Source organism: Lysinibacillus sp. NPDC095746 (assembly GCF_044763535.1).
GTDB lineage: Bacteria > Bacillota > Bacilli > Bacillales_A > Planococcaceae > Lysinibacillus.
Genome location: NZ_JBIWGL010000008.1, coordinates 26593 through 51172 on the forward strand (window position 1 = coordinate 26593; position 24580 = coordinate 51172).

A 24580-nucleotide genomic window follows, 5' to 3' on the forward strand; every position below is an offset into this window, starting at 1 on the left:
CTAAAAATTATATTTTTTCTGTCTTATATAAAAACCTTAATTTGTTGTCTTATTACCTAAAAGCGGAGGTTTTATTTGCCACGTAAATGGAGGCTGGGGACCTCCTAAATGGCGAATTCTAGATTTCAAAGACATAGTAATCTCCCGAATCGTATTTAATTAAAAAAATATAATTCTGGAGATTGAATACCTTTAATAATACAAGCTACTTTTTACTCCACTTTAAAACGTGAAACCTGTGTTTGTAATTCCTCGGCCATGTTGGATAGTGTGGCAGCAGAAGCGGCAACTTCTTCAATAGTTGCTAGTTGTTCTTCAGAAGCAGAAGCTACATTTTGTAGATTTGAAGAAGACATCTGTGCGATTGTTGCGATTTCATCGAAGGATGCGTAAATTTGCTCAGCACTCGATGACATTTCCTCTGAAACTGTTGTTGCTTCTTGAATTTGTTGGGATACTTGTTCAATCAGTTTAACGATTGTTGAGAAGCCTTCCTCAGCTACTTTTACCACTTGCATACCGACTTTTACCTCTTGTGTTCCTGTTTCCATAACAGTTACGGCACGGTTTGTATCCTGTTGTATCTCTGAAATCAGACTTGCTATTTGTTTAGCTGATTGCTTTGATTGATCGGCTAATTTCTTCACTTCATCTGCAACTACTGCAAAGCCGCGACCATGATCCCCTGCACGTGCTGCCTCAATTGCAGCATTTAATGCTAGTAAATTTGTTTGCTCTGCAATATCCGTGATGAGACCAATAATATTTCCGATTTCAAAGGAATGATTTCCTAAATTTTTCACAACGCTAGCGGATTCTAAAACCGCAGAATTAATTGTGTCCATCTGTGTAATCACACGGTGTAGCGATTCATTTCCTTTATTAGCTTCAGTATTTGTTTCTATAGCAAGCTCTGAAACGGCAGCCGTCGTCGTAGCTAATTGCTGAATGCCTTTTGTCATAGTTTTCATAGCTGCTGAACTTTCAGTAGCATTTTTCCCTTGGGCCTCTGAGCCACTTGCCACTTCTTGTATAGAGGAAGTAATTTGTTCTGTCGCTTGGATTGTTTGTTCAGCACTTGCAGTTAATTCAGCGGCAGAACCACTTACTTGTACAGTATTATGACGTACATTTGTAATAAGGTCCTTTAAATTTACTGCCATTTGATTAAAGGCAATTGCTAAATCACCTACCTCATCACGATTCTTAATATGAATTTGCTCAGCTGTTAAATCGCCATTAGCAATCTTTTTAGCGGTTTTTGCCATACCTTTAATAGGGCGAGAGATAAGGCTTCCCATGACCATAGCAATGATGAGACTAGTGACAACAGCGAAGATGCCAAGAATGATCATTTGGAATTTAATAGCTTGAATTTCTTTAGCTGTAGCAGCGATTTTTCCTTTTATATAATCATCTTGGTAGTTAGCAAGATTAGTTACACGGTTATCGAATTGTTTAATAAGTAGGCGACCTTGTGTACTATCGAGCTTTTCGTATTGCTCTGTTTCTCCAGCATCCTTTAATGAAAACATTCGATCTGCGAACCGTTGGACATCCTGCTCGCTTTTATTGATTGCCTCTAATAAATCACTAGATTTTTGAGAATCGAATGAAGCCTTTAATTCATCATATTTCTTTTTAAACCCTTCACGTGAAGCCGTATTACTTTGCAAATTTTGCTCGTCCCCAAGCAATAGATAACCTCTGATATTTACAATTTCTTGTTTAGCAATTGCGCGTAGCTCTTGAATACTAATAGATTTAGTTGTTTGTTCTTCGAGTAACACACGATATGTTTTGTTTACTGAATTAAGCTGTTTGAAATTTAATCCGATTGTGCCAACTAATACTAAAATAACAATAAAAAAACCGAGTACTAACTTCTTGTAGATAGTAAATCGCATAAGTTGTCGTTTCCTTTCTCAGTAATTTAGTAGAAATGTTACAAAAAAATGAAATATGTTTATACCATTTATATCAGATTATATAAATTTTACAAAGTATTGTGAGTATTTCTACAATATAAATTAGGAATAATAAGGTAAATAATTGTAGGTAGAATGATAAAAAAGCTGAATAATTTGCTTTTTTACAGTAAGTGAAGGCGGATAGTTACCTGTATACCTCGAAAATTATGACAATTTGCATAAATTTGAAACTAATTAAACTGTAGTAACGTAAAATAGAAAAAGGAATAAGCAAGGAAGTGGGAAGATGTATAGGCCAATTTTAAAATTGCCGAAAACAAGATATGAAAAGATTTTGGACTGTATCGGTGGCGGGTTATTTATACTGTCCATCCTTTATATTGTTGGAATGTGGGGCCAACTACCCGAAAAGATTCCAGGGCATTTTAATGGTGCAGGAGAAGTTAATCGGTGGGGTTCAAAAATAGAGTTACTCATCCTTCCGTTTATCGGAATATTGCTGTGGATATTGCTAGGATTACTTGAAAAAATTCCGCATATTCATAAGTACCCAGCACGCTTAAACGAAAGTAATGTAGAGGCATTTTATTTAAATAGCCGAAAAATATTGAATGAAATAAAAAACCTTTGTCTACTTATATTTACAGCTATATCATTCCAAATGGTACGTATTGCACTTGGGGAGGCAGAGAGTCTTGGTTGGTGGTTCCTACCATTAGTGCTAATTATAACGGCCATTCCGATTATTAGAGGAATAGTTGTGGCTACAAAAATTAAATAAGCTTATCTCATTCTTAACCGCTCGAGAATATTCGAGCGTTTTTTTGTACGAAAATTGCACTAAATCAGCTATACTATCAAAACTAAGAGAAAATTGTATTGATAATTATAAGAGGTGTCAAAACTATGCTAAAGAAATTTAAAATGAAGGATGGACTGTCTATCGCCATTCATAATCAACCAGAGGAGATGCAATTAGAGGGAATAACCCAAACAGGAAATGCGCCTTATGATCGAATAATTGCCTTTGTGTTGACGATTGATGAGATGGTAACGTATTTACAAAATGTACGAAAGTTAAACACGCTTACGGAACAAGGTTATTTATTTTTTGTTTATCCGAAAAAGGGGAATAAGAGGTATGAACAGTTTATCCATCGCGATGACATCTTTCCAGCAATTCAAGTGGACGAGGAAAAATACATTGTTGGCAGTGATTATAAATTTGCCAGTCTTATGTCGTTAGATGAGACATTTTCTATAGTAAGTATAAAGAAAGATGGCAAGGGACGCGGCAAGAAGAAGACAGCGAGTAGTCAATGCGTTAGTGACTATGAAGGTATGATTCCTCAATTGCGTGATACCCTTGCGGAAAATCCGGATGACTTACTATTTTATGATGGATTAACACCGGGTTATCAAAAGGACTGGGCCCGATATATTTATAGTGCGAAAAAGGAAGAGACGCAAGTAGCACGTTTAGAGGAGATGCGTGAAATTATTAGATTGGGCTACAAAACAAAGGAATTATACCGAAAAGCAAAGGCGGAGGGAAAAGCATAATTTACAAAGAGGCTTTATGGATTCCTTTAAATGATGCTATATTTATTGTAATTAGCATAAGACAGATGGTTAGCAACTAGAATTTATTATGTAGCGCAGCATTAAATATGAAGTCAGAACGGAGATCAATTTTACGTTATGGACTGAATGAGTCTTCTGATACACACATAGCAATTGAAAAGAGGGAAGGGCATGAAAAGCACATATATTGAGCAAGTGGATGAAAAATGGCGGGAGAGTTTTGGCAAACTTGTAGACGTGGTAGAAAGCAATTTACCAGAGGGTTTTGAAGAAAGCATGTACTATGACATGGTAAGCTATGTGGTCCCACTAACTACCTATCCGAAAGGCTATCATGTTACACCCAATACTCCTTTGCCCTTTATAAGTCTTGCTGCACAGAAACGTCATATTGCAGTTTATCATATGGGCATTTATGCAGATCGAGCGCTACTCTCGTGGTTCCAAGAGGAATATGCGAAACGAGTACCGACGAAACTCAATATGGGGAAAAGTTGTATTCGTTTTACAAGCGCTAAAAATATTCCGTTTGAATTGATAGGAGAGCTTGTTGCGAAAATGACACCAGCACAATGGATTTCAAAATATGAAGGGGCGTTAACTAAATGAAAAGTGCGACTACATTTTTAATGTTTCAGGGACAAGCCAATGAAGCTATCCAGCAATATCAACAGTGGTTTTCAGAATTACAGGTGGAAAGCTTAACCTATATGGAAAACTCCCAACAGATTGCGATGGCTGTCCTACATTTAAAAGGTTTGAAAATGATGGTGAATGATAGTGTAATACAACATAACTTTACATTTACACCGTCAACTTCCATTTTTATGGAATGTGAGTCTGAAGAAGAAATCGAAAGTCTAGTTGCTCAAATTTTAGAGGGTGGACAAGCTTTAATGCCACTTAATAATTATGGATTTTCTAAGAAATTTGCCTGGATTCAGGATCGTTTTGGTGTATCATGGCAACTAACGTATAATTGATTTTCAGAAGCAATATATATAAATAAATAGATGAAATAATTTCATTATGTTAGTAGAGGACGATACAAAGTCTGTTGTTAATCATGTTAAAAGGAGAATAGCATATGGTAGTAACTTTAGTGAGACACGATATAAAATATGCTGAAGCGATGCATGCACTATCTTCTATGCCACAGGTTCGAGATGCACTAGGGTTACCTGCTGGTAAAGTGGAAGATACGATTAATTTTATAAAACGTGAATGTGTGGACGAAGAGGCTGGAAAAACAGTCCCTCGTGTTGTACTGGATGAGGAAGGACAACTGATTGGTGTCACGGCATTAATGTTTATTGATCACAATAAAAAGAGCTGTCACATTGGCTCGTGGCTGGGCTATGAATTTTGGGGAAAAGGCTATAATCTTCAATCAAAAGTTGCAATTTTAGATATTGCATTTTTTGAGTTAGGGCTAAAGCGTGTTTTTGCAGGAGCTAGAAAGGTTAATATACGCTCACAAAAGGCGCAGGAAAAGTTGCCTTTTATTCGATTAGGAGTTGAGAATGATTTTCCGCAGGAGCATTCATGGCTAGAGATCAAAGAAAAGCAGCCGTGTGTTTTAAATGTTTTTGAGCGCGAAGATTTTGTTCGATATCGTACATCTTTAAAGAAAGTGGAAGGTGCTCGGGAAGACTATTTACCTCAACTATTATTAGCGGATGAAAGTGAAGTCGCTGTTCGAGAATATTTAGATGACGGTGAGTTATACGAAATAAAATGTGGTGAACAGTTAGCGGGTGTAGCGTTACTTCTTGAACAGTCTGATTCGATAGTTGAGTTAAAAAATATTGCGATTGTACCGAAGTATCAAGGTAAAGGACTTGGGAAAGAAGCACTGCGACAAATAACAACCATTTGTCAATCACAAGGATATCAAACGATAATAGTCGGAACTGCAAATTCTAGTATTGATAATATTGCCTTCTATCAAAAAGCAGGCTTTCGTATGGAAGCCATTGAAAAAGATTTTTTCAGTAATTATCCTGAGCCAATCTATGAAAATGGAATTCGTGCACTCGATATGATTTTCTTTTCAAAGGCATTGTAAAATAAACATAAAAAATACCCGTCCAACTTAAGTTGTGCGGGTATTTTTATTCGCCAAACAACAGTGCCATCAACTTTTCTTTTGAATGTAAAAAGTCATCTAAAGTATAGCGATCTAAGACGGTTAAATAGGCTTGCAACGCTTCGTATAATACGCCTTTAAGCTGGCATTCTGGAGCGATCTTACAAAGATTATTTTCTTTGTCAAAGCATTCGACAAGATGAAAATCCTCTTCTGTATGACGTACTATTTCACCAATTGTAATGGTCTTTGGATCAATTGCTAGGCGAATTCCTCCACCACGCCCTCGAATCGTTTCAATATAGCCCAATAATCCAAGCTGGTGTGTCACCTTCATTAAATGGTTTTTCGATATATTATAAGCATCTGAAATTTCTTGGATAGTTGATAATTGGCCATCTTCCTTCGCACCCAAATATATGAGTGTCCGGAGAGAATAATCTGTGTATAAAGTTAAGCGCATAAGAACACCCTACTTTCTATAGTTCAAAATAATTATAGCATTTTTGCCTTGAAGTATTATAAATTCAATACTTTTTTAAAGATGTATTTAAAATACATTAATTATGTCCATTTTGTTAAAGATGTATTTTATATATTGCTTTTAAAAAATGAGAGCGTTATATTGTAATCACGAAAGGGTGGTAAGCAATATGTTAAAACAAGAAACAGTACAAATTATTAAAGCAACAGTTCCTGTATTAGAAGTTCATGGAGTGGAGATTACTAAAACGTTTTACAAAAATATGTTCCAAGCTCATCCCGAATTATTAAATATTTTTAACCATACGAATCAAGAAAAAGGTCGTCAGCAAACAGCATTAGCAAATACAGTCTATGCTGCGGCAGTTCATATTGAAAATTTAGAAGCTATTTTACCAGCGGTGATGTTAATTGCTCATAAGCACCGTAGTCTAGGTATTTTACCTGAGCATTATCCAATAGTAGGAGAATACTTACTAAAAGCGATTAAAGAAGTGCTTGGTGATGCAGCAACAGATGATATCATTAATGCATGGGCTGAAGCATATGGCGTCATTGCAGATATCTTTATTCAAGTAGAAGAAGAGCTATATCAAAAAGCTGAGGGTAATGGCGGATGGCGCTTATTTAAACCATTGAAAGTTGCGAAAAAAGTAGTAGAAAGTGATCTTGTTACATCTATCTACTTTGAAAATGAAGATGGTTCTCCTCTACCAGCTTATGAGCCAGGTCAATATATCAGTATCCGCGTGAAAGTACCAGGTGAAGAGTATTTAATGAACCGTCAATATACACTTTCACAAGCAAGTACAGAAAATGGCTATCGTATTTCTGTAAAACGTGAAAGTGATCATACGCCAAATGGTAAAGTATCTAACTTTATTCACGACGTATTAGAAGTCGGAGATTTAGTGGATGTAAGTGTTCCAGCAGGACTATTTGTCTTAGAAGAAAGTGCTGCTCCAATTACATTTATAAGCGGTGGTATCGGTGTAACGCCATTAAACAGTATGCTGCAATCACTAAAAGATAATGCGGCAAATGAAGTGAGCTTTATCCAATGTGCGCGCAATGAAAAAGTTGTAGCATTCAGCGATGACATTCAAAAGAAAGTAAATATGCTTCCAAATGCAACATACACAGCGTTATATTCGGATGAAAATAAGAAAATCACAAAAGAATTTTTAGCTGAAAAAGTAGCCAACAATGCAGATGTTTACGTATGTGGACCTGCAGGCTTTATGGAAGCGGTCATTAAAAATTTACATGAGATTGGCGTGAGAGACGAAAAAATTCATTATGAATTCTTTGGTCCAGCCATGCAATTAGTAAAATAAAATTCAAAATTGTGGATGGCGTGCTCTTATTTAAAAAGCACGTCATCTTTTTAATTTCATAATAATCTGGGCTATATTAGATGCAATAAATTTTTGAAAATCCGCTGAATGATATGCTTCAATATCTTTATCCTCATCGCGAACTGCTAATAGGTTTTGGTATTTGAAGGTTGGATTCTCTAATGGTTTTCTTCCAGAGGACAAAATAAAGTTACCGTTTACAAGTGCAAAATCTACGTCAGACAGTGAACGTGGCAATTGTGCTTGCTCCATTTCAACGAAAGCAATAGTGTAGCCGTATTTCGTGATATCTTCAGCAAGTGGTAGCGAAAGGTAACAACAGATAGTGAGATGAATACGGCGGATGAAATTATGCCGAGGCATAATAGATTAATTGATTTTTCAAAATATACTTGACTTATCGGTTTTATTTGGTTTAATATGTAAATTAATTTATAGAATGTGGCGACTGAAAAAATCGGAGCTTTGGTTTAAGAACTAAAAGCTCCGATTTTGTTTTTTAGCCATAAAAAATACTCATAGTGACCATAAAAATGGAGCTCTCATTGATGTCTTAAGCGAAGATTTGCGCAGGAGATTTGGTGGGAGTTTTTTTGTGTTCATGAAAAGGAGTTGGAAATAATAAATGTCTTTTAGTGGAAGTTTGAAAGATGGAAGAAGTGTATGGTTGGACGGAGTAAAAGTGGATGTAACAACTCATCCAGCCTTTACGGGAACATTAGAGACTATCACAAATTTATTAGCACTTCTAGATGATGAGAACAATCAAAGCATTGCAGGTTTTAAAAGTCCAAAAAGTAATCGATTTGTTCATAGTGCATTTTATATTCCGCGTAGCTATGAGGATTTAATAAAGCGTAAAAAAGCATTTGCTCTATGGTCGAATAAAACCTATGGAGTAATGAGTCGTTTATCAGATTATGCTAATTCTCTAATTACCGGATACTATTTGGATCGGGAGCAGTTTGCGCAATATGATGTTGGATTCGTTGAAAAAATAACGAAATATTATGAGCTAGCTAGAGATGAACGGCGAATTGTTACTACTGCCATTTTGGATCCTCAAATTGATCGTTCGAAGCCAGCAGAAGAGCAAGATGAAGATGCATTATTGCGTATTATACGGGAGACCAAGGAAGGGGTAGTTGTACGAGGCGCAAAAATGATTGCGACTGGTGCTCCTTATGCACATGATGTCATTGTTACCACTCCGCAAAAATTATCATCAAATCAAATAGCACAAGCAAATATGTTTATTGTTCCATTGAATTTACCTGGGCTACAAATTGTTTGTCGAGAATCATTTGCTTCAAATAAAGAGCATCATAAATTAAGTTCAAGATTCGATGAAATGGACGCTGTTTTATTGTTTGACGATGTTTTAATCCCGTGGGATAGGGTGCTTATTAAGGGTTCACCTGAGGGCGTGTTGAAAGCACATCGGCATCAGCAACTCGATGCACTAGCACAGCATCAAACGGTCGTTCGTTTACTATCAAAATTAGAATTTGCTGCTGGGATGACAACGGCAATAGCTCAATCAATTGGTGCAGATTACTTTTTACATGTTCAGGAAAAAATAGGGGAGCTTTATACACAAATTGATAGTATTGAAGCTTTATTAATTTCATCAGAAAAAGAAGGGCATCTAAATGAGCAGAATGTTTATTTACCTAATATTACGCCACTACAAACAGCAAGAAATTTAGGCACACATTTCTATGGCCGTGCTCTAGATATTTTAAAGCAGATAGGTGCAGGAGGCTTTATTCAATTATCGTCATCTCCGATTCTAGAAAATCACGAATTATCCCCGTTGTTTTCCAAGTACTATAAAGGGGCAAAGGTAGATGCACGAACAAAAGAAAAGCTATTTAGAATGGGGTGGGAACTTATTGGCAGTCAACTCGGCTCACGTCATGATTTATACGAACGGTTTTATACAGGTGATCCAATTCGTGTTCATGCCTTGCAGTATGAAACTTATGATAAATCCTATTTGAAAAATAAGTTAAACCATTTTTTGAATAATTTAATTGAAAGGGAGGGAAATGAAGATGAATACGCAGATTCCGTATTTGCGGAGGTTGAATAATGGGCGAACAGTTTGGTTAGATGGAGGGATTGTTACTAATTTAGAAAACCATCAATCCTTTAAAGGGACTGTTCGTACAATCCAGCATTTATTATATTTACAAACCGTGGAGCCGACAAAATCGATTTTAACGTATGAAACGGAAGAAGGTACAAATGCCCACCTATCTTTTTTAGTGCCAACTTCAATCAATGATTTGAAAAGGAAAAGTTTAGCTTATAAATGCTGGGCAGATGAAACGTTTGGAGTAATGAGCCGCTTATCCGAATATTCTCGTTCGCAGTTAGTAGGTTGGTATGCAAGTAGAAAACAATTAGATGTTTTGTCACCGGGCATGGCAGCAAAGCTTGACAAACTATACACAGCGGCACGGAATTTAGATTTATTATCAACGGTAGCAGCACATGACCCGCAAAAAAACCGTTCTAAATCTGCTGAAGAGATAGAGCATGGGAAATTACGTGTAGTGACTAAAAATGAAGAAGGTATTTTTGTGAGCGGGGCCAAAACAATTGCTACAGCAGCACCATATGTAGATGAACTGCTCATAACCTCTTATCATAAGCGAGGGTTAGAGGAAGCACCAATGGCAAATGTATTTTATGTTCCAACATCAGCTCAAGGGTTACATATGGTATGTCGAGAATCGTTTGCTTCCACGGATACCAACAACCACCCTTTAAGCGCTCGTTTTGATGAAATGGATGCTGTCTTAATTTTTGATAATGTTCTAATCCCTTGGGAAAGGGTGTTGGTAGCAGAAGATCCTGAATTAGCTTGGAAGCTACGAACTGAAACGGCATCATCTTTGTTAAGTCAGCATCAAACGGTTGTACGCCTAATTAGTAAATTAGAATCAGTAGTAGCCATTGGCAACGAACTAGCGGAAACAGCTGGAGCGACGGAGTTTTTACATGTAAAAGAGAAGTTAAGTGAGTTAATCATTCAGTTAGAAACTATAAAGGGTTTATTAAATGCGGCTGAATATGAAGCTAGCGAACATAATGGAATCTATCTACCTCAACAACGATTTTTAACGACTGCCCGAAATTTAGGTACACGTTATTATCCACGTGCTTTAGAAATATTACAGCAAATTGGAGCAAGCGGATTATTGCAAGTGCCGTCTACTATTGAAGAAATCAATGGGCCAATAGGTGACAAGTTACAGGCGTATTATGGAGGTACACATACAAGTGCATTTGCAAGAACCAAATTTATTAAACTAGCTTGGGATTTAATAGGTAGTCAGCTTGGAGCGCGTCACGAATTATATGAACGTTTTTATTCAGGTGATCCTGTTCGTACCTTTGCAGCGCAATATCAAAACTATAGTGAAAAGGATCGATTGTTAAAGCTAGTTGAAGAATTTAATTAGGGAAGGAGAGAGAATGGTGAAACCACATTTTTATTGGTTTGCTCCTACAAGTGGAGACGGAAGGTATTTAGGGTTAAAGCAGCCTGAAAGAGAGCCAACCTTGGAGTATTTAGTAGATGTAGCTCAAACGGCAGAAAAAGCAGGATTTGAAGGGATTTTGATTCCTACTGGTATTCCTTATTTAGATTCATGGCTCGTAGGGTCTGCTATCATCCATCAGACAAAGCATATAAAGCCGTTAATTGCATTTAGACCCGGTTTTGTTTCACCGACAGTTGCATCTAAAATGGCAGCGACTTTAGATCAATTTTCGAAGGGAAGAGTATTGGTCAATGTTGTAACGGGTGGTTCGGAAAAAGAGCTAGCACAAGACGGTGACTATTTATCACATCAACAGCGCTATGAACGTACAGATGAATTTTTAACTGTAGTGAAAGAAACCTGGCAAGAAGAATCATTTCATTATGATGGCGAGTTTTTTAAAGTAACTGAAGGAAAGTTGATTCCTACTCTTTATCAAGAAAGAGGTATTCCTATTTATTTTGGGGGTTCTTCCGAGGTGGCTAAGGAAATAGCTGCAAAAGCTGCAGATGTTTATTTGCAATGGGGAGAGCCTGTAGCAAGCATTCAGGAGCAAATTCAACATGTTAAAAGTCGAGCTAAAAAGTATAATCGTCGATTAGAGTACGGTATTCGAATTCATGTAGTTGTACGTGATACAGAGCAAGAGGCTTGGGATGCTGCTTATAACATTATTAGTAAAATAGAAAACCCTGTACAATCGAATCTGAATCGATATTATGAAACGGTAGATTCAGTCGCTCAAAAAAGAATGAACGTCCTTACTGCTGAAAACGAGCGATTTGATCAATACAGTTGGGCTGGTATAGGTAAAATTCGAAAAGGTGCGGGGACGGCTATTGTTGGTATACCAGAGCAAGTTAAAGCAGGATTGCAAGCGTATATTGATATCGGTGTAACGCACTTTATTTTATCAGGCTTCCCACATAAAGAGGAAGCAGAAATTTTCGGAGAAAAGGTATTGCCATTATTTGAATAAATGGAGTGATCTTTGCATGGAATTTGTTATTTGGGGCTCAAATTTAGCAGGTGGATTTTTACGTTCTAGAATAGAGCAAAATACAGAAGGAAGCTTTGAGTACAATAAAACATTGATAAAATTAGCTGAAAAGTTAGAGATAAATGCTGTTTTATTTCCGATTCGCTATTTGGGCAATATTGGTGGTAATGGTAGTGCTGAAGAAGGACAGCTGGATGCCCTAACGCTTGCGGCAGCATTAATTGCTGAAACGGAAAATATTCACTTTATAGCAGCTGTTTTGCCTGGGTTCATCCATCCAGCAACTTTAGCCAAAATAGGTTCAACAATAGACGTCATTTCAAATGGTAGATTTCATATTAATTTAGTAAGTGGCTGGTTTAAAAAAGAACAAGAAACCTTTGGTATTGAGTGGATCAACCATGAAGATCGCTATCGACGTTCAACTGAATATTTAGAGGTATTGAAAGGTCTTTGGTCACAAGACAACTTTAGCTATGAGGGCGATTTCTATACAATAAAAAATGCTACGCTTACACCAAAACCAATTCAAAAGCCATATCCTTCGATTTATCAAGGTGGTAATTCAGAGGACGCTCAAGTTATGGCAGGCGTGCACAGTGATGTTTATTTTATGAACGGAGCTCCGATTGTAGAGTTGCAAAAACAAATTGAAAATGTAAATGAAATTGCGAGAAGAAAGGGGCGCACGATAAAATTTGCTGTTAATGCATTTGTCATTGCCCGTAAAACTTCTGAAGAAGCGTTCCAAGAATTTCAATCAATTATTGAGCATGCCGATGAAGAAGCAATCTTGCAGTTCCGGAATCGCAAAGAAACGTTAGGGATGTGGAAAAATGCCACTCAGTTAAGTGATTTTGTAGCTAATAATGAAGGTTTTCGTACAGGGTTAATCGGTAGTTATGATGAGGTAGTTACTAAATTACAAGAATTAAGTAGCATTGGTATAGAAAAATTGCTAATTACTTTTAAAGAACCATTAAAAGAATTACCTGAATTTCATAAATATATTAGCACAAAACTAAATCACAGTATTTTTTAATCCTTAAAACATTGTAAATCTATAGGTTAAATACAAAAAGGGGGTGTTATTAAGCAAACTTTTATTTGTGCAGAACGTACAATTCCTTGGTAATCATACTGCAAAATGAAACCTGTGCTGAAAGAAGTTAAAACTTTACATGAGATTGGTGTGAAAGACGAAAAAATTCATTATGAATTCTTTCGTTCAGCCATGCAATTATAAACCCTTGTTATAACAAGCAGCTATCCGCACTTGTAGCAAGGGTTTTTGTGTGAATAAGCATAAAAAATTTATTAAATTTTCCATAGTTGTGGAAAAAAGTGATTGAATTCATAGTAAAACAAGTGGTAATATACCTTATAAGAATACTCGGTATTGAAAGGGGAATGGTAGATGGGTCAAATGATTATTACAGGACTTATTTGTGGAGCTTTGCTTGGATTTGTTATGCAACGTGGTCGTTTTTGCTTAACTGGCGGCTTCCGCGATATGTATTTAACAAAAGATAATCGGATGTTTTACGCATTACTTATTGCGATAGCAATTCAAAGTGTAGGTGTATATACCTTAATTAGTTTGAAGGTATTTGAATTTAGTGCTGGTTCTTTACCGATCGTAGCTGTTATAGTTGGTTCATTTATTTTTGGAATTGGCATTATTTTTGCTGGTGGTTGTGCAACAGGGACTTGGTATCGGGCAGGAGAAGGTTTAATTGGCAGTTGGATTGCATTAGCTGGCTATATGCTTGTAGCAGCAATGGTGAAATCAGGCGTATTGTTGCCGTTGGATAAGACTATTAAAGAAACGAGCATTGAAAGTAATTCTATTGCCGAGACAATTGGCGTAAACAACTGGTTGATTATCACGATTTTTGTAATAGTTGTAGCATATATCGTATACCGTGAGCTCAAAAAGCCTCGATTGAAAATCCCGGGGTTAAAGCCGAAAAAAACGGGATTAGCACATATTTTATTTGAAAAACGTTGGCATCCATTTATAACTGCAACAATTATAGGCGTGATTGCAACTTTAGCATGGCCATTAAGTGTTGCTACTGGTCGCATAGGAGGGTTAGGCATTACAACACCTTCTGCTAATATTTTGCAATTTTTGGTCACTGGACAAATTAATTTCATCAACTGGGGCGTTTTCCTAGTACTAGGGATTTTCTTAGGATCATTATTCGCAGCAAAAATGAGTGGTGAATTTAGATTCCGTATTCCAGATACGAAAACAGCGATTAACAGCTTTTGTGGTGGACTTTTGATGGGATTAGGCGCTGGTTTAGCAGGAGGTTGCTCAATTGGTAATGGATTGGTGATGACGGCGATGATGACTTGGCAAGGCTGGATTTCATTAGGGTTTATGATTTTAGGTACATGGACAGCATCTTACTTTGTATTCGTTCGACCAAGGAAAAAAGCTAAGCGAGCTGCGCAAGTAATAACAGCGTAAAAAAGGAGTGTATATTCATATGAAAAAAACATTAGAAGTAATGGGAATGGTTTGTCCATTTCCTTTAGTAGAAGCAAAAGAAGCTATAAAAGACTTACATTCAGGCGATGAATTAGAAGTGCAATTTGATTGTACACAAGGTACCGAATCCATTCCTCGTTGGGCTGCTGAAGAAGGGCACGAGGTAACGGAGTATGAACAAGTTGGCGAAGCTGCTTGGACAATAACTATTAAAAAGAAGTAAGTCTTCATAGCAATGCGCTATTAAGCGAGAAATTCGATGATAGAATCGTCGGATTTCTCGCTTTTTTTTGTAACTGAAAGATAAGAAAATGAGGGTAACAACCTGAAAGGGATCGCTAAAGCGTTGATACAAGAGGGAACTGATATTGTAACGATGATTAAGAAAAATTCAAGCTTGCATGTTGACAATATACCTAATGGGGTATATTATGAATCACGTAAGCAAGTTCAATCGATCGTTTAGAAAGGAGGCGTGATAGTATGGCTTACGGTACAAAAACGGCTAATCGGGTGAAGCGAATAGAAGGTCAATTGCGTGGTGTTTTACGCATGATGGAAGAAGAAAAAAACTGTAAGGATGTAATTACGCAGCTATCTGCCGTGCGTTCTGCGGTTGATCGGACTATTGGTGTAATTGTTAGTGAAAATTTATTGGACTGTGTAACGACTGCTGAAGGGGATGCGGGAAAAGTGAATACAGCCATCCAAGAAGCGATGGATTTAGTCGTGAAAAGTAGATAACATTATATACCCTAAATAGTATGTGGACGGAGGTAATGTTACTTGGGAACATGGATTTTACTTGCTGTTGTTATAGCGTTTTTCGTTTGGCGAATGAAGCCAATGAAAGGGGTGCAGTCAATTTCGGCGGCGCAATTGAAAAGTATGTTGAATGATAAGGATAAAGTTTTTATCGATGTGCGTACACCAGCTGAATATAAGGGGCGAAATATCCCGCAATTTAAAAATATTCCACTTGGTTCGAGTTTTGATAAATTACCGAAAGATAAAGAGATAGTGGTCATTTGTCAAAGTGGGATGCGTAGTAGTCAGGCGTGTAAGCAATTAAAAAAACAAGGATTTGAACGTGTCACAAATGTCCGTGGAGGCATGAGCGCATATTAGGAGGAGAATGGCATGAAGGAAATTTCAACAAAGGAAGTACAACAAGCTTTAGAACAAGGTCAGGCAATAAAGTTAATTGATGTACGTGAAGTGGATGAAGTGGAGTCAGGGCACATTCCGGGAATGATTCATATCCCACTTGGCTTACTCGAATTTCGTATGCATGAGTTAAATAAAAATGAATCATATGTTATCGTTTGTCGATCAGGTGGTCGTAGTGGTCGTGCTACTCAATTTTTAGAAAGTCAAGGCTTCGATGTATCCAATATGGTTGGTGGCATGCTCGCTTGGGATGGTGAAGTACAGTAAGGAGATGCTGTAGCACTTGCTATATTTTTTTAAACAAAAATAATACCCGTGCAGGTATGAGGGAGGAAGTTATGAGTATGAAGGTAGATTTTCAGCTAGATGCCAAGGGGCTTTCTTGCCCTATGCCAATTGTTAAAACGAAAAAGGCGATGGCTGATTTAGTGGATGGTCAAATTTTAGAAGTCTCAGCGACAGATAAGGGTTCGAAAGCAGATATTGCTGCATGGGCTGAATCTGTAGGTCATCAATATATTGGGACTGTGGAAGAAGAAAATGTGCTTAAACATTACATTCGCAAATGCTCAGACGACACAATGGATGAGAAAACATTTGAACATACAATTGCGTTAGAAGTAGCGGTGGAAAGGGAAGGGCTTATTCTCGATGTTCGCGAAGAGGCAGAGTTTGCTTTTGGACACATCGAGGGGGCGAAGTCTATTCCGATGGGTGAACTTGAAGTACGTCTTTCAGAACTTAATAAAGAGCAAGAGGTTTATGTCGTATGTCGAACAGGGAAGCGTAGTGATTTAGCTGCTCAAAAGCTTGTGGCACATGGCTTTACAAAGGTATTTAACGTTCTACCAGGGATGACATCCTGGACGGGACATTTAATAAAACATATTTAGGAGGAATTTATTATGTCAAATAAAGTAGCGATAATTGCAAGTAACGGTGGTCTTTTCGATGCGTATAAAGTATTCAATATTGCGACGGCAGCGGCGGCTACAGAGAAAGAAGTAGCGATTTTCTTTACGTTCGAAGGATTAAATTTAATTCATAAACAAGGGATGCATGCATTACCTATGCCTGCTGGAGCGGAGCATTTGGCAGAGGGGTTTGCTAAAGCTAATGTACCAGCAATTCCACAATTGGTGGAAATGGCACAAGAATTAGGTGTGAAATTGATTGCGTGTCAAATGACGATGGATGTAATGGGTTTAACGATAGCTGATTTTATTGAAGGTATCGAGGTTGGGGGAGCTGTGACATTTTTAGAGTTTGCTAAAGACGCAGCACCTTCATTAACATTTTAATTTATTTTGTAACTATACGAGCGGAGAGGACGGTCCTTTCCGCTAAAAAAATCGATAAAACAATACCTTGGGGGGTAACGATAGTGTCAGTTCTAAAATGGAGTGCAGCACAAGTAGCGAAAAAAGTAATGAACAATGAAGAACTATTTATTTTAGATGTTCGAAATGCGGATGCGTTCGAAGATTGGAAAATTGATGGCCACAAATTTGAATACCTCAATATTCCATATTTTGAGCTATTTGATGGCGTCGAGGATATTTTACCGAACATTCCAACTGATAAAGATGTATTAGTCGTTTGTGCGAAAGAAGGATCATCACTAATGATAGCTGAGATGTTATCAGAAGCAGGACGTACGGTCGCTTATTTAGAAGGTGGAATGAAAACGTGGAGTGAATATTTAGAACCGATTAAAGTTGGAGATTTAACTGATGGGGGTGAGCTTTATCAGTTTGTACGTTTAGGGAAGGGTTGCCTTTCTTATATGGTCATCTCTGAGGGTGAAGCAGCGATTATCGATGCTGTGCGTTTTACTGAAGCATTCACAAGCTTTGCGGAAGAGAAAAACGTAAAAATTAAATATGTGTTCGATACACACTTGCATGCGGATCATATTTCTGGTGGACGACATATAGCAGCTACTACTGGTGCGACGTATTATTTACCACCAAAAGATGCAGAGGAGGTTGTGTTTGACTATACACCTTTACTTGATGGAACAACTGTACGAGTTGGTGCCTCTCAAGTTGATGTAGGAGCGATTTATTCACCTGGTCATACAATTGGTTCAACGTCCTTTGTTGTGGACAACAAGTATTTATTAACTGGAGATATTTTGTTTATTGATTCAATTGGACGCCCTGATTTAGCGGGTCTAGCAGAAGATTGGGTGGGTGATTTACGTGAAACACTTTACAAACGATACAGAGAATTATCGGATGATTTAATTGTTTTACCAGCTCACTTTATGATTATTGATGAACTAAATGAAGATGGAACTGTAGCAAAACACCTTGGACGATTATTTGCGGAAAATCACGGCTTAAATATTAAAGATGAAGCAAAATTCCGAAGCGTCGTAACAGAGCATTTGCCTCCACAGCCAAATGCATATCAAGAAATTCGTCAAGTGAATATGGGTAAGATTACCCCAACGCAGGATGAGCAAACAGAGATGGAAATTGGTCCAAATCGCTGCGCAGTTCGCTAGTTCGTTTATAAAAAATGGTTAAATGCAATGAGTACGCATGCATGGTTATAGCATGTAAATACCACGAAGCGAAGGCGCTCATCCTTCGTAAATTCGTGAAAAAACAAATAGAACCGGCAAAATCGCTTACAACCTTTGCCGTTCCAAAGGAGAAAAATATGAAATCAAACTTACAACTAGATGCAAAGGGTTTATCTTGTCCAATGCCTATAGTGAAAACAAAAAAAGCGATAGATACATTAGCTTCAGGGGAAGTTTTAGAGGTTCAAGTAACAGATAAGGGGGCTTTAGCGGACATCCCCGCTTGGGCAAAAGCTGGCGGTCATACAATTTTAGACAAATCTGAGGATGCTGGCGTCATTACATTTTTTATTCAGAAAGCTTAAGACTGGTGGGGGTTGTCTATTTGAGGGTAGCACAGCCCTCCTTTCGTTATTGGTCCTTAGTGAGGTAAGTAGAGAGAAGGAAAACTATGGATTTAACATGGATCATTACAATATTTTTAATTGGCTTTGTCGGTTCGTTTGTATCAGGAATGCTAGGAATTGGTGGAGCGATTATAAAATATCCGATGTTATTATACGTCCCGCCTTTACTAGGTTTTGCCGCTTTTTCAGCACATGAGGTATCAGGTATTAGTGCAGTAGAAGTGTTTTTTGCTTCTGCAGCTGGGGTGTGGACGTATCGAAAAGGTGGTTTTTTAAATAAAGCACTAATGCTATATATGGGTGGTGCCGTATTAGCAGGAAGTTTCATTGGTAGTTATGGCTCCAAATTTTTATCTGAAGACGGCGTTAACATCGTTTATGGTGTATTGGCGTTGATTGCTGCAGTGATGATGTTAATTCCTAAAAAGCAAATTGACGACAAACCTTTCGATGAAGTAACGTTTAATAAACCAATCGCAGCTGTTTTAGCGTTTATTGTTGGTATTGGATCAGGGATTGTTGGGGCGGCTGGTGGTTTCTTGTTAGTACCTATCATGCTAGTAGTATTGGGCATACCGACACGTATGACAATCGCTACAAGCCTCGCTATTACTTTAATATCCTCAATAGGCGGGACAATTGGAAAATTGATGACGGGGCAAGTTAATTATTACCCCGCGTTCATTATGATTATAGCTAGCCTAGTAGCCGCTCCACTAGGTGCAAAAGCTGGGAAAAAATTAAATACGAAAATTTTACAAGCTATGTTAGCGGTCCTTATATTGGCGACTGCTATTAAAATTTGGGTGGATATATTGTAGGAGGCGGTAATGAATGAAAATTGAGGTTTTTTCGGATTTTACATGTCCGTTCTGCTATATTGGCAAACGAGAATTGGAACGTGCTATTGACTTAGCGGGTTATTCAGGGCAGGTAGAAATTGAATATAAAGCATACCAAATTGGGCCAAATACGCCTAAGGAAGATGCACCAACTTTATATGATGGGATGGCCGCGAAATTTAACTCCACGTTAAAAGAAGTAAAGGAAATAACAAAGGGTATAGCAAGACGTGCTGAAGAGGTTGGCTTGCATTACAATTTTGAAGAAATGAAAACAGCTCATACTGAAAAAGCTCATCGATTAGCAAAATGGACAAGGAAGTTCGGTAAAGAGTCGGTTTATACGGAAGAGCTTATGAGTGGTTATTTTACAAAAGGAAAAGACTTAAACGATGAGAGTTTCTTGTTAAAAGTCATTGAAAATTTAAACTTAGATGTTGGAGTTGCAAAGGGTGTACTAGCATCAAAAGACTTCAGTGATTCTTTGGATAAAGATCGATATGATGCCCAACAACTAGGTGTACAAAGTGTTCCGTTCTTTGTTTTCGAAAATCGTTACGGTATTAAAGGTGCGGAGCCAACTGATGTTTTTGTACGGACGTTACATCAAGCGGCAGAGATAGCGGGTATTCAGCCGGTATTAAAGATGATAGGAGATGGTGAAGCTATTTGTGCTGATGGTGAATGTCAATTATAAAGCAAAATCTGTACTCGGCAATTTTATCTTCATTTAGCAATCTTTACTGTGCGAAAGCCGCAATTACGCAAGGCGAAAATGAGTAGGAATAAGTGCATACTGCAAGAGGTATTAAGTCTCGTTTGATGTGTTATAGAACAAAAGAATTCGTAATTTTATCCTCAAATGGTTCTATTTACGTAAGGTGTGAGGGAAGTCACATCGAAAACCATGCTGCTTTGCTAAAATATAGGTGATTATACAAAGGGGGGTATTGTAGATGAAACCTATAGTAGCAGGAGTAGCGGGGACAGTACTGTTAGCAGGTACACTTTTTGTGGGGGCAGTCATTAGCGACAAAATTTTAGGGGATGCTAAAGGAGAAAGTAAAGAAACTGCTGTACAAACAAAAATACCAACGACAGCGGCTGCTCAGTCAGTTGTCTATGCGCCACCAAGTATTGAAGAAGTACCAGATGGACCTATGAAGGAAGCAATATTATACGGCTATGAGCTTGTAAATAATACACACGTTTCTGCAGAAGAATATGTTGAGAATCAGTTGTCTTGCACAAGCTGTCATGCGGGGGCAGGTTATGATGAGCAAGTTTCGTCATTGGTAGGTGTTATGGCGAATTATCCTCAATATATTGCACGCTCAGGTGATATTGTAACGATTGAGGAGCGTATTAACGGTTGTATGGTTCGCAGTATGAACGGTAAGAAATTTGACATGAATAGTAAAGAGTTAGAAGCAATGGTCTCATACTTCGCCTATATTTCAGAGGGTGTACCTATTGGAGCAAAGCGTGAATGGGTAGGTGCAACTACTATGAAGAACATTCCTATACCGGATGTTACGAATGGTGAAGAAGTATATGCCCAGTCTTGTATTACTTGTCACGCAGCTGATGGCTCAGGTACTGGTGCTAATACAGGTCCGGCATTATGGGGTAAAAACTCATTCAATGATGGAGCGGGTATGGCGAGAATGTCGAAAATGGCTGGCTACATCAAACATAATATGCCGGTTGGTGCAGCAGGTACTTTGACAGATCAAAATGCAGCTGATTTAGCAGCCTTTATCTTATCGCAGGATCGACCTGAATGGAAAAATCACGATAAAGATTGGCCAAAAGGCGAACGTCCTAATGATATTATGAATAAAGAAAAACGGGAACAAGTTAAAAATGGCACAATAAATTGGGAGCAAGTACTTTCTGCCAACTAAAATGAAGAGAGAGTATCCCTAGCGAATAGAAATAATATTCGTTTCATTTACCTTTAGATAATTTATATCTAAAGGTATTTTTTTATCTAAAGATGGAAATCTACATCTGAGGTCGTATAGGCACGGTATCCTTCGATTGCTATATTTGGTAATGGTAATTATTATTCAAATTTTAGATAGTAGGAGGAAGTTTTTTATTAAAAAAATGTTGCGAAAGTATGGTTACACAAATGGTGCGTTAACAGGATTCGTTTTATTGTTATGGATCAGTGTTCATTTTAGTAGTGGGATATATGGAGCGTATTCATGGGCAATACTTAAATTAGTTTTACCAATCTTAGGGGCGTTAGGATTGATGGTAAATTTGATTATGTTGATTATATTTATTGTTAAAAAGCAGAAAAGTGTAAAGTTGTTTATTAATATAGTCGTAAACATAATGTTAATCTTTCCAATACTAATGACCATGAATATTATTCCTTATGCTTACCCGAACACTATTGAACGTGCTCAACCATCTATTACTGTAAGCTGGCCTTTAACTGCAGAAACTGTAGTTGGGTGGGGCGGTAATGCTGTTAAAGATAATTTGCCTCATGCAGTATGGGCATCGGAGAGATGGGCCTACGATTTAGTAATGGAACCATATAATATTAGTAGTGAAAGCAATGAGGATTATGGAATATGGAATAAAGAAATTTACTCACCTGTTTCTGGAGTTGTTATTGCTGTTTCAAATAATGAAGCTGACATTACACCAGGGACAGAAGATTTTAAGTCGATAGAAGGAAATTTTGTGTACATAAAAATAAAAGAAACAGGTACGTATCTTTTACTTAATCATTTAAAAAAAGGTAGCGTATCTGTTGAAGTTGGAGATACTGTAGAACCTGGGGATTCCATTGGCCGTGTTGGAAATAGCGGTTCATCCTCGGAACCCCATTTACATATTCACCATCAAAGGCAAAATCCAACGAAAGTTATACATCCTATCTTAGCGGAAGGACTGCCCCTATTTTTTCGTGATATAGATGGTGACCTCATGCCCAAAAAAGATACTAGTATAAAGCCACACCCTTTATTAAAGTAACTATTTCTCTGGTCTCTGGTTCTAGACATTAAAAGAAGTACAGGTCTTAATTTGATATACTAGCAGTATTAGGAAGTAGCATCGGAGGTGACGCTGTTGATTTATTTGAAATTTTTAATCGAACTCATTGTTGTATCAGTACTTATTTATTTTGTAAGTGGTCGATTAATTGGTTCAAATATTAATTTTATACGTAGGGTTCTTTCTGTAGTTATTAGTGTGACGCTTACGTCCTTTGTTTATTGGTATACCTATTTACGACATACAGATTTTTTGTACGAGTCAATGATGCAAACAGTGACAGAGGTCAGTACGCTTGTTTGGATTGGCTGCATGCTACTAATTTCGATGCTGCTCTATCTCGTTTTTGAGCTATTTGATCCAAGTGGTATGACAGCTAGGGATCGTCGGAATGGTAAAAAAAATTTATTATTGCGCCTTCGTAGCTACTGGCGACAGCAAAAGCGTTTGCGTCAGGTGTTAAAAATAGCAGTGACAAATGGCGTTGTTCAAACGATTAAATACGCAAGACAACGAGAAAATGAAAAGGAGCTTGCTATTGCTTTAAGGATTACTTTGGAGCAATGTGGTGGGATATTTATTAAATTTGGTCAGGTGCTTTCTACTCGTAAGGAACTGTTTTCGCCTATTTTTATTGACGAGTTACAGAAGCTACAACATAATGTGAAGCCTTTATCGTCAGAGCAAGTAACTCAAATTTTAGAAGACTCACTTCCTAAGCCTATGAATGAAATATTTGCAAGCTTTCAAATGGAGCCTATTGCGGCAGCATCTATTGGACAAGTACATAAGGCACGATTGAAAAATTTTGATGAAGTCGTGGTGAAGCTACTACGTCCAGAAGTAAAGGGAATCATGCGAGACGATCTCGATATTTTAGAGGAGTTTGCCAATTGGCTTTCAAACAAATCTACATGGGCTGAGTCGCTTGGTTTTCGAGAGCTAGCTAAAGGATTTGGCGATGGGTTACGTGAGGAAGTTCATTTAGATATTGAAGCTCGTAATACATTGCAGGTGACGAATGCTCTTGCAAAAAGCGATTATAAGGTAAAGATTCCTAAAATCTATACAGAATATTGTAATGAAAATATTATTGTCATGGAATATGTACGGGGGAAAAGCGTTGCAAATGCTGCGGCCGAATTTAATCGATTAGAAAATGATCGTAGGAAGTTTGCAAGGACTGTTTTATGTTCTTTCATTGAACAAATGCTTGTTTCGGGTATATTTCATGCAGATCCACATCCGGGAAATATTCAGATTGATGAGATGGATGGTACACCGATCCTTCTTGATTTTGGGGCTGTTGGTCGTTTGGGACCTACACAACAAGAGGGCTTAAAGCTAATTTTAATGGGGATTCATCTAAGTGATTCAAATACTTTATTTGACGGCATAACGTTATTGGTAGAAAATGCAGATCATGCAGATCGTGCAAAGATAGAGCAAGCAATTGATCAAATTCTCTTGAAAATTTCTTACGTGGATCGAATTCCGACAGAAGAATTAATACATGCATTATTTACGGTTGTTCGTGATTTCGGTCTTACTTTCTATCCAGCAGTAGGTTTAGCGCTGCGTTCATTAGTAACATTAGAGGGGACATTACGGGTAATTGACCCGAATTTTGATATTTTCACGGAAGCGAAAGAGTTTTCATCTGCATATATGCGAGCATCCTTCCTTAAGCCATTTAAAGAACCGATGGCAACGAAGGAACGTTTACAAGAAGAATTAGCAATGCTTATTCCGGCATTGCACAAAATGCCTAGACGAGTTAATCAGCTCATTCAACGGGTGGAGAGCGGGAAAATTACGTTACATCACGATGTTTTTTCGGATGAGGATAATGCTCGTTTTATTACAAATTTGTTTTCCCGTTTAGTCTTACTTCTCGTAGGTATTACCTTTGGGATTATTTCTGTAGCACTTTTAGCGATCTCGCAATTTATTCGTGACGCGTACGCTGTTTACTTAAATACAGCTGCATACTTGGGCTTGTTTTTATGTGCCATTCTTTTAGTACGCCTTTCTATCCAAGCGCTACGTTCTATGAGGCAATAGGAAGCACCAGCTTGGAAACACATTATTTGCGACAAGATGAGGTAGGG

At 37.6% G+C, this 24580-nt stretch carries 27 protein-coding genes; 24 read left to right on the forward strand and 3 right to left on the reverse strand.

Annotated elements, in window-relative coordinates; translation table 11 throughout:
• Positions 1-212 precede the first annotated feature (212 nt).
• Entirely contained in the window at positions 213-1907 is a 1695-nt protein-coding gene (locus ACIQ7N_RS07885; protein WP_402931283.1) for a methyl-accepting chemotaxis protein, read from the reverse strand.
• A gap of 310 nt (positions 1908-2217) precedes the next feature.
• Between ACIQ7N_RS07885 and ACIQ7N_RS07890 the strand changes: the two genes are divergently transcribed.
• From ACIQ7N_RS07890 to ACIQ7N_RS07910, 5 genes are all read left to right on the forward strand, one after another.
• The gene (locus ACIQ7N_RS07890) at positions 2218-2712 is read left to right on the forward strand and encodes a DUF1648 domain-containing protein (protein ID WP_402931285.1); all 495 of its coding nucleotides are present in this window, start codon (positions 2218-2220) and stop codon (positions 2710-2712) included.
• Between the two features lie 125 nt (positions 2713-2837).
• Positions 2838-3494 carry a YdeI/OmpD-associated family protein gene (locus ACIQ7N_RS07895; RefSeq protein WP_402931286.1) on the forward strand — a complete coding sequence of 219 codons (657 nt, stop codon included), beginning with the start codon at positions 2838-2840 and terminating at the stop codon, positions 3492-3494.
• Positions 3495-3686: 192 nt separating this feature from the next.
• Positions 3687-4124: a DUF1801 domain-containing protein gene (locus ACIQ7N_RS07900; RefSeq protein WP_132361397.1), complete on the forward strand. Its 438-nt coding sequence runs from the start codon at positions 3687-3689 to the stop codon at positions 4122-4124.
• A complete protein-coding gene (locus tag ACIQ7N_RS07905) occupies positions 4121-4498 on the forward strand; it encodes a VOC family protein (RefSeq protein WP_132361399.1) in 378 nt (125 codons plus the stop codon). The genes ACIQ7N_RS07900 and ACIQ7N_RS07905 overlap by 4 nt, the downstream gene beginning before the upstream one ends.
• A 104-nt stretch (positions 4499-4602) precedes the next feature.
• Positions 4603-5583, forward strand: coding sequence for a GNAT family N-acetyltransferase (locus ACIQ7N_RS07910; protein WP_402931287.1), 981 nt, complete (start codon positions 4603-4605; stop codon positions 5581-5583).
• 46 nt (positions 5584-5629) lie between these two features.
• Here ACIQ7N_RS07910 and ACIQ7N_RS07915 read toward each other — a convergent pair whose 3' ends face one another.
• Positions 5630-6067 (reverse strand): Rrf2 family transcriptional regulator, encoded by a 438-nt coding sequence (locus ACIQ7N_RS07915; protein WP_323654606.1) that lies wholly within the window; start codon positions 6065-6067, stop codon positions 5630-5632.
• Between the two features lie 190 nt (positions 6068-6257).
• On the opposite strand from ACIQ7N_RS07915, the gene hmpA reads away from it, so the two are divergent.
• Positions 6258-7424, forward strand: coding sequence for an NO-inducible flavohemoprotein (gene hmpA, locus ACIQ7N_RS07920; protein ID WP_402931288.1), 1167 nt, complete (start codon positions 6258-6260; stop codon positions 7422-7424).
• Between the two features lie 42 nt (positions 7425-7466).
• Here hmpA and ACIQ7N_RS07925 read toward each other — a convergent pair whose 3' ends face one another.
• The gene (locus ACIQ7N_RS07925) at positions 7467-7808 is read right to left on the reverse strand and encodes a MetQ/NlpA family ABC transporter substrate-binding protein (protein WP_402931289.1); all 342 of its coding nucleotides are present in this window, start codon (positions 7806-7808) and stop codon (positions 7467-7469) included.
• Between the two features lie 262 nt (positions 7809-8070).
• Here ACIQ7N_RS07925 and ACIQ7N_RS07930 point away from each other — a divergent pair, with 262 nt between their 5' ends.
• The 18 genes from ACIQ7N_RS07930 (at position 8071) to ACIQ7N_RS08015 (ending at position 24533) form a co-directional block, all read left to right on the forward strand.
• A complete protein-coding gene (locus ACIQ7N_RS07930) occupies positions 8071-9540 on the forward strand; it encodes a 4-hydroxyphenylacetate 3-hydroxylase family protein (protein ID WP_402931290.1) in 1470 nt (489 codons plus the stop codon).
• Positions 9503-10918: a 4-hydroxyphenylacetate 3-hydroxylase N-terminal domain-containing protein gene (locus ACIQ7N_RS07935; protein ID WP_402931291.1), complete on the forward strand. Its 1416-nt coding sequence runs from the start codon at positions 9503-9505 to the stop codon at positions 10916-10918. The genes ACIQ7N_RS07930 and ACIQ7N_RS07935 overlap by 38 nt, the downstream gene beginning before the upstream one ends.
• 13 nt (positions 10919-10931) lie before the next feature.
• The gene (locus ACIQ7N_RS07940; protein WP_402931293.1) at positions 10932-11978 is read left to right on the forward strand and encodes an LLM class flavin-dependent oxidoreductase; all 1047 of its coding nucleotides are present in this window, start codon (positions 10932-10934) and stop codon (positions 11976-11978) included.
• 16 nt (positions 11979-11994) lie between these two features.
• The gene (locus ACIQ7N_RS07945) at positions 11995-13041 is read left to right on the forward strand and encodes an LLM class flavin-dependent oxidoreductase (protein WP_402931294.1); all 1047 of its coding nucleotides are present in this window, start codon (positions 11995-11997) and stop codon (positions 13039-13041) included.
• Positions 13042-13416: 375 nt separating this feature from the next.
• Positions 13417-14478, forward strand: a complete 1062-nt coding sequence (locus ACIQ7N_RS07950; RefSeq protein ID WP_402931295.1) for a YeeE/YedE thiosulfate transporter family protein — start codon at positions 13417-13419, stop codon at positions 14476-14478.
• A gap of 19 nt (positions 14479-14497) precedes the next feature.
• A complete protein-coding gene (locus ACIQ7N_RS07955) occupies positions 14498-14722 on the forward strand; it encodes a sulfurtransferase TusA family protein (protein WP_132361421.1) in 225 nt (74 codons plus the stop codon).
• Positions 14723-14982: 260 nt separating this feature from the next.
• Complete coding sequence (locus tag ACIQ7N_RS07960) at positions 14983-15243, forward strand: metal-sensitive transcriptional regulator (RefSeq protein ID WP_402931296.1); 261 nt, start codon at positions 14983-14985, stop codon at positions 15241-15243.
• A 93-nt stretch (positions 15244-15336) separates the two neighbouring features.
• Entirely contained in the window at positions 15337-15627 is a 291-nt protein-coding gene (locus ACIQ7N_RS07965) for a rhodanese-like domain-containing protein (protein ID WP_402931381.1), read from the forward strand.
• A gap of 12 nt (positions 15628-15639) precedes the next feature.
• Entirely contained in the window at positions 15640-15936 is a 297-nt protein-coding gene (locus ACIQ7N_RS07970) for a rhodanese-like domain-containing protein (RefSeq protein ID WP_132361429.1), read from the forward strand.
• Positions 15937-16013: 77 nt separating this feature from the next.
• Positions 16014-16562 carry a sulfurtransferase TusA family protein gene (locus ACIQ7N_RS07975; RefSeq protein WP_132361431.1) on the forward strand — a complete coding sequence of 183 codons (549 nt, stop codon included), beginning with the start codon at positions 16014-16016 and terminating at the stop codon, positions 16560-16562.
• A 12-nt stretch (positions 16563-16574) separates the two neighbouring features.
• A complete protein-coding gene (locus tag ACIQ7N_RS07980; RefSeq protein ID WP_132361434.1) occupies positions 16575-16970 on the forward strand; it encodes a DsrE/DsrF/DrsH-like family protein in 396 nt (131 codons plus the stop codon).
• 83 nt (positions 16971-17053) lie between these two features.
• Positions 17054-18181, forward strand: a complete 1128-nt coding sequence (locus ACIQ7N_RS07985) for an MBL fold metallo-hydrolase (protein ID WP_402931298.1) — start codon at positions 17054-17056, stop codon at positions 18179-18181.
• Positions 18182-18339: 158 nt separating this feature from the next.
• On the forward strand, positions 18340-18567 hold the full coding sequence (locus tag ACIQ7N_RS07990) for a sulfurtransferase TusA family protein (RefSeq protein WP_402931382.1): 228 nt from the start codon (positions 18340-18342) through the stop codon (positions 18565-18567).
• An 86-nt stretch (positions 18568-18653) separates the two neighbouring features.
• Positions 18654-19430: a sulfite exporter TauE/SafE family protein gene (locus ACIQ7N_RS07995; protein WP_402931299.1), complete on the forward strand. Its 777-nt coding sequence runs from the start codon at positions 18654-18656 to the stop codon at positions 19428-19430.
• Between the two features lie 13 nt (positions 19431-19443).
• Complete coding sequence (locus ACIQ7N_RS08000; RefSeq protein ID WP_402931300.1) at positions 19444-20148, forward strand: DsbA family oxidoreductase; 705 nt, start codon at positions 19444-19446, stop codon at positions 20146-20148.
• A 259-nt stretch (positions 20149-20407) separates the two neighbouring features.
• Positions 20408-21358, forward strand: a complete 951-nt coding sequence (locus ACIQ7N_RS08005; protein ID WP_402931301.1) for a c-type cytochrome — start codon at positions 20408-20410, stop codon at positions 21356-21358.
• A 205-nt stretch (positions 21359-21563) separates the two neighbouring features.
• Positions 21564-22448, forward strand: a complete 885-nt coding sequence (locus tag ACIQ7N_RS08010) for a M23 family metallopeptidase (RefSeq protein WP_402931302.1) — start codon at positions 21564-21566, stop codon at positions 22446-22448.
• Positions 22449-22544: 96 nt separating this feature from the next.
• Positions 22545-24533: an ABC1 kinase family protein gene (locus tag ACIQ7N_RS08015; protein WP_402931304.1), complete on the forward strand. Its 1989-nt coding sequence runs from the start codon at positions 22545-22547 to the stop codon at positions 24531-24533.
• Positions 24534-24580 lie beyond the last annotated feature (47 nt).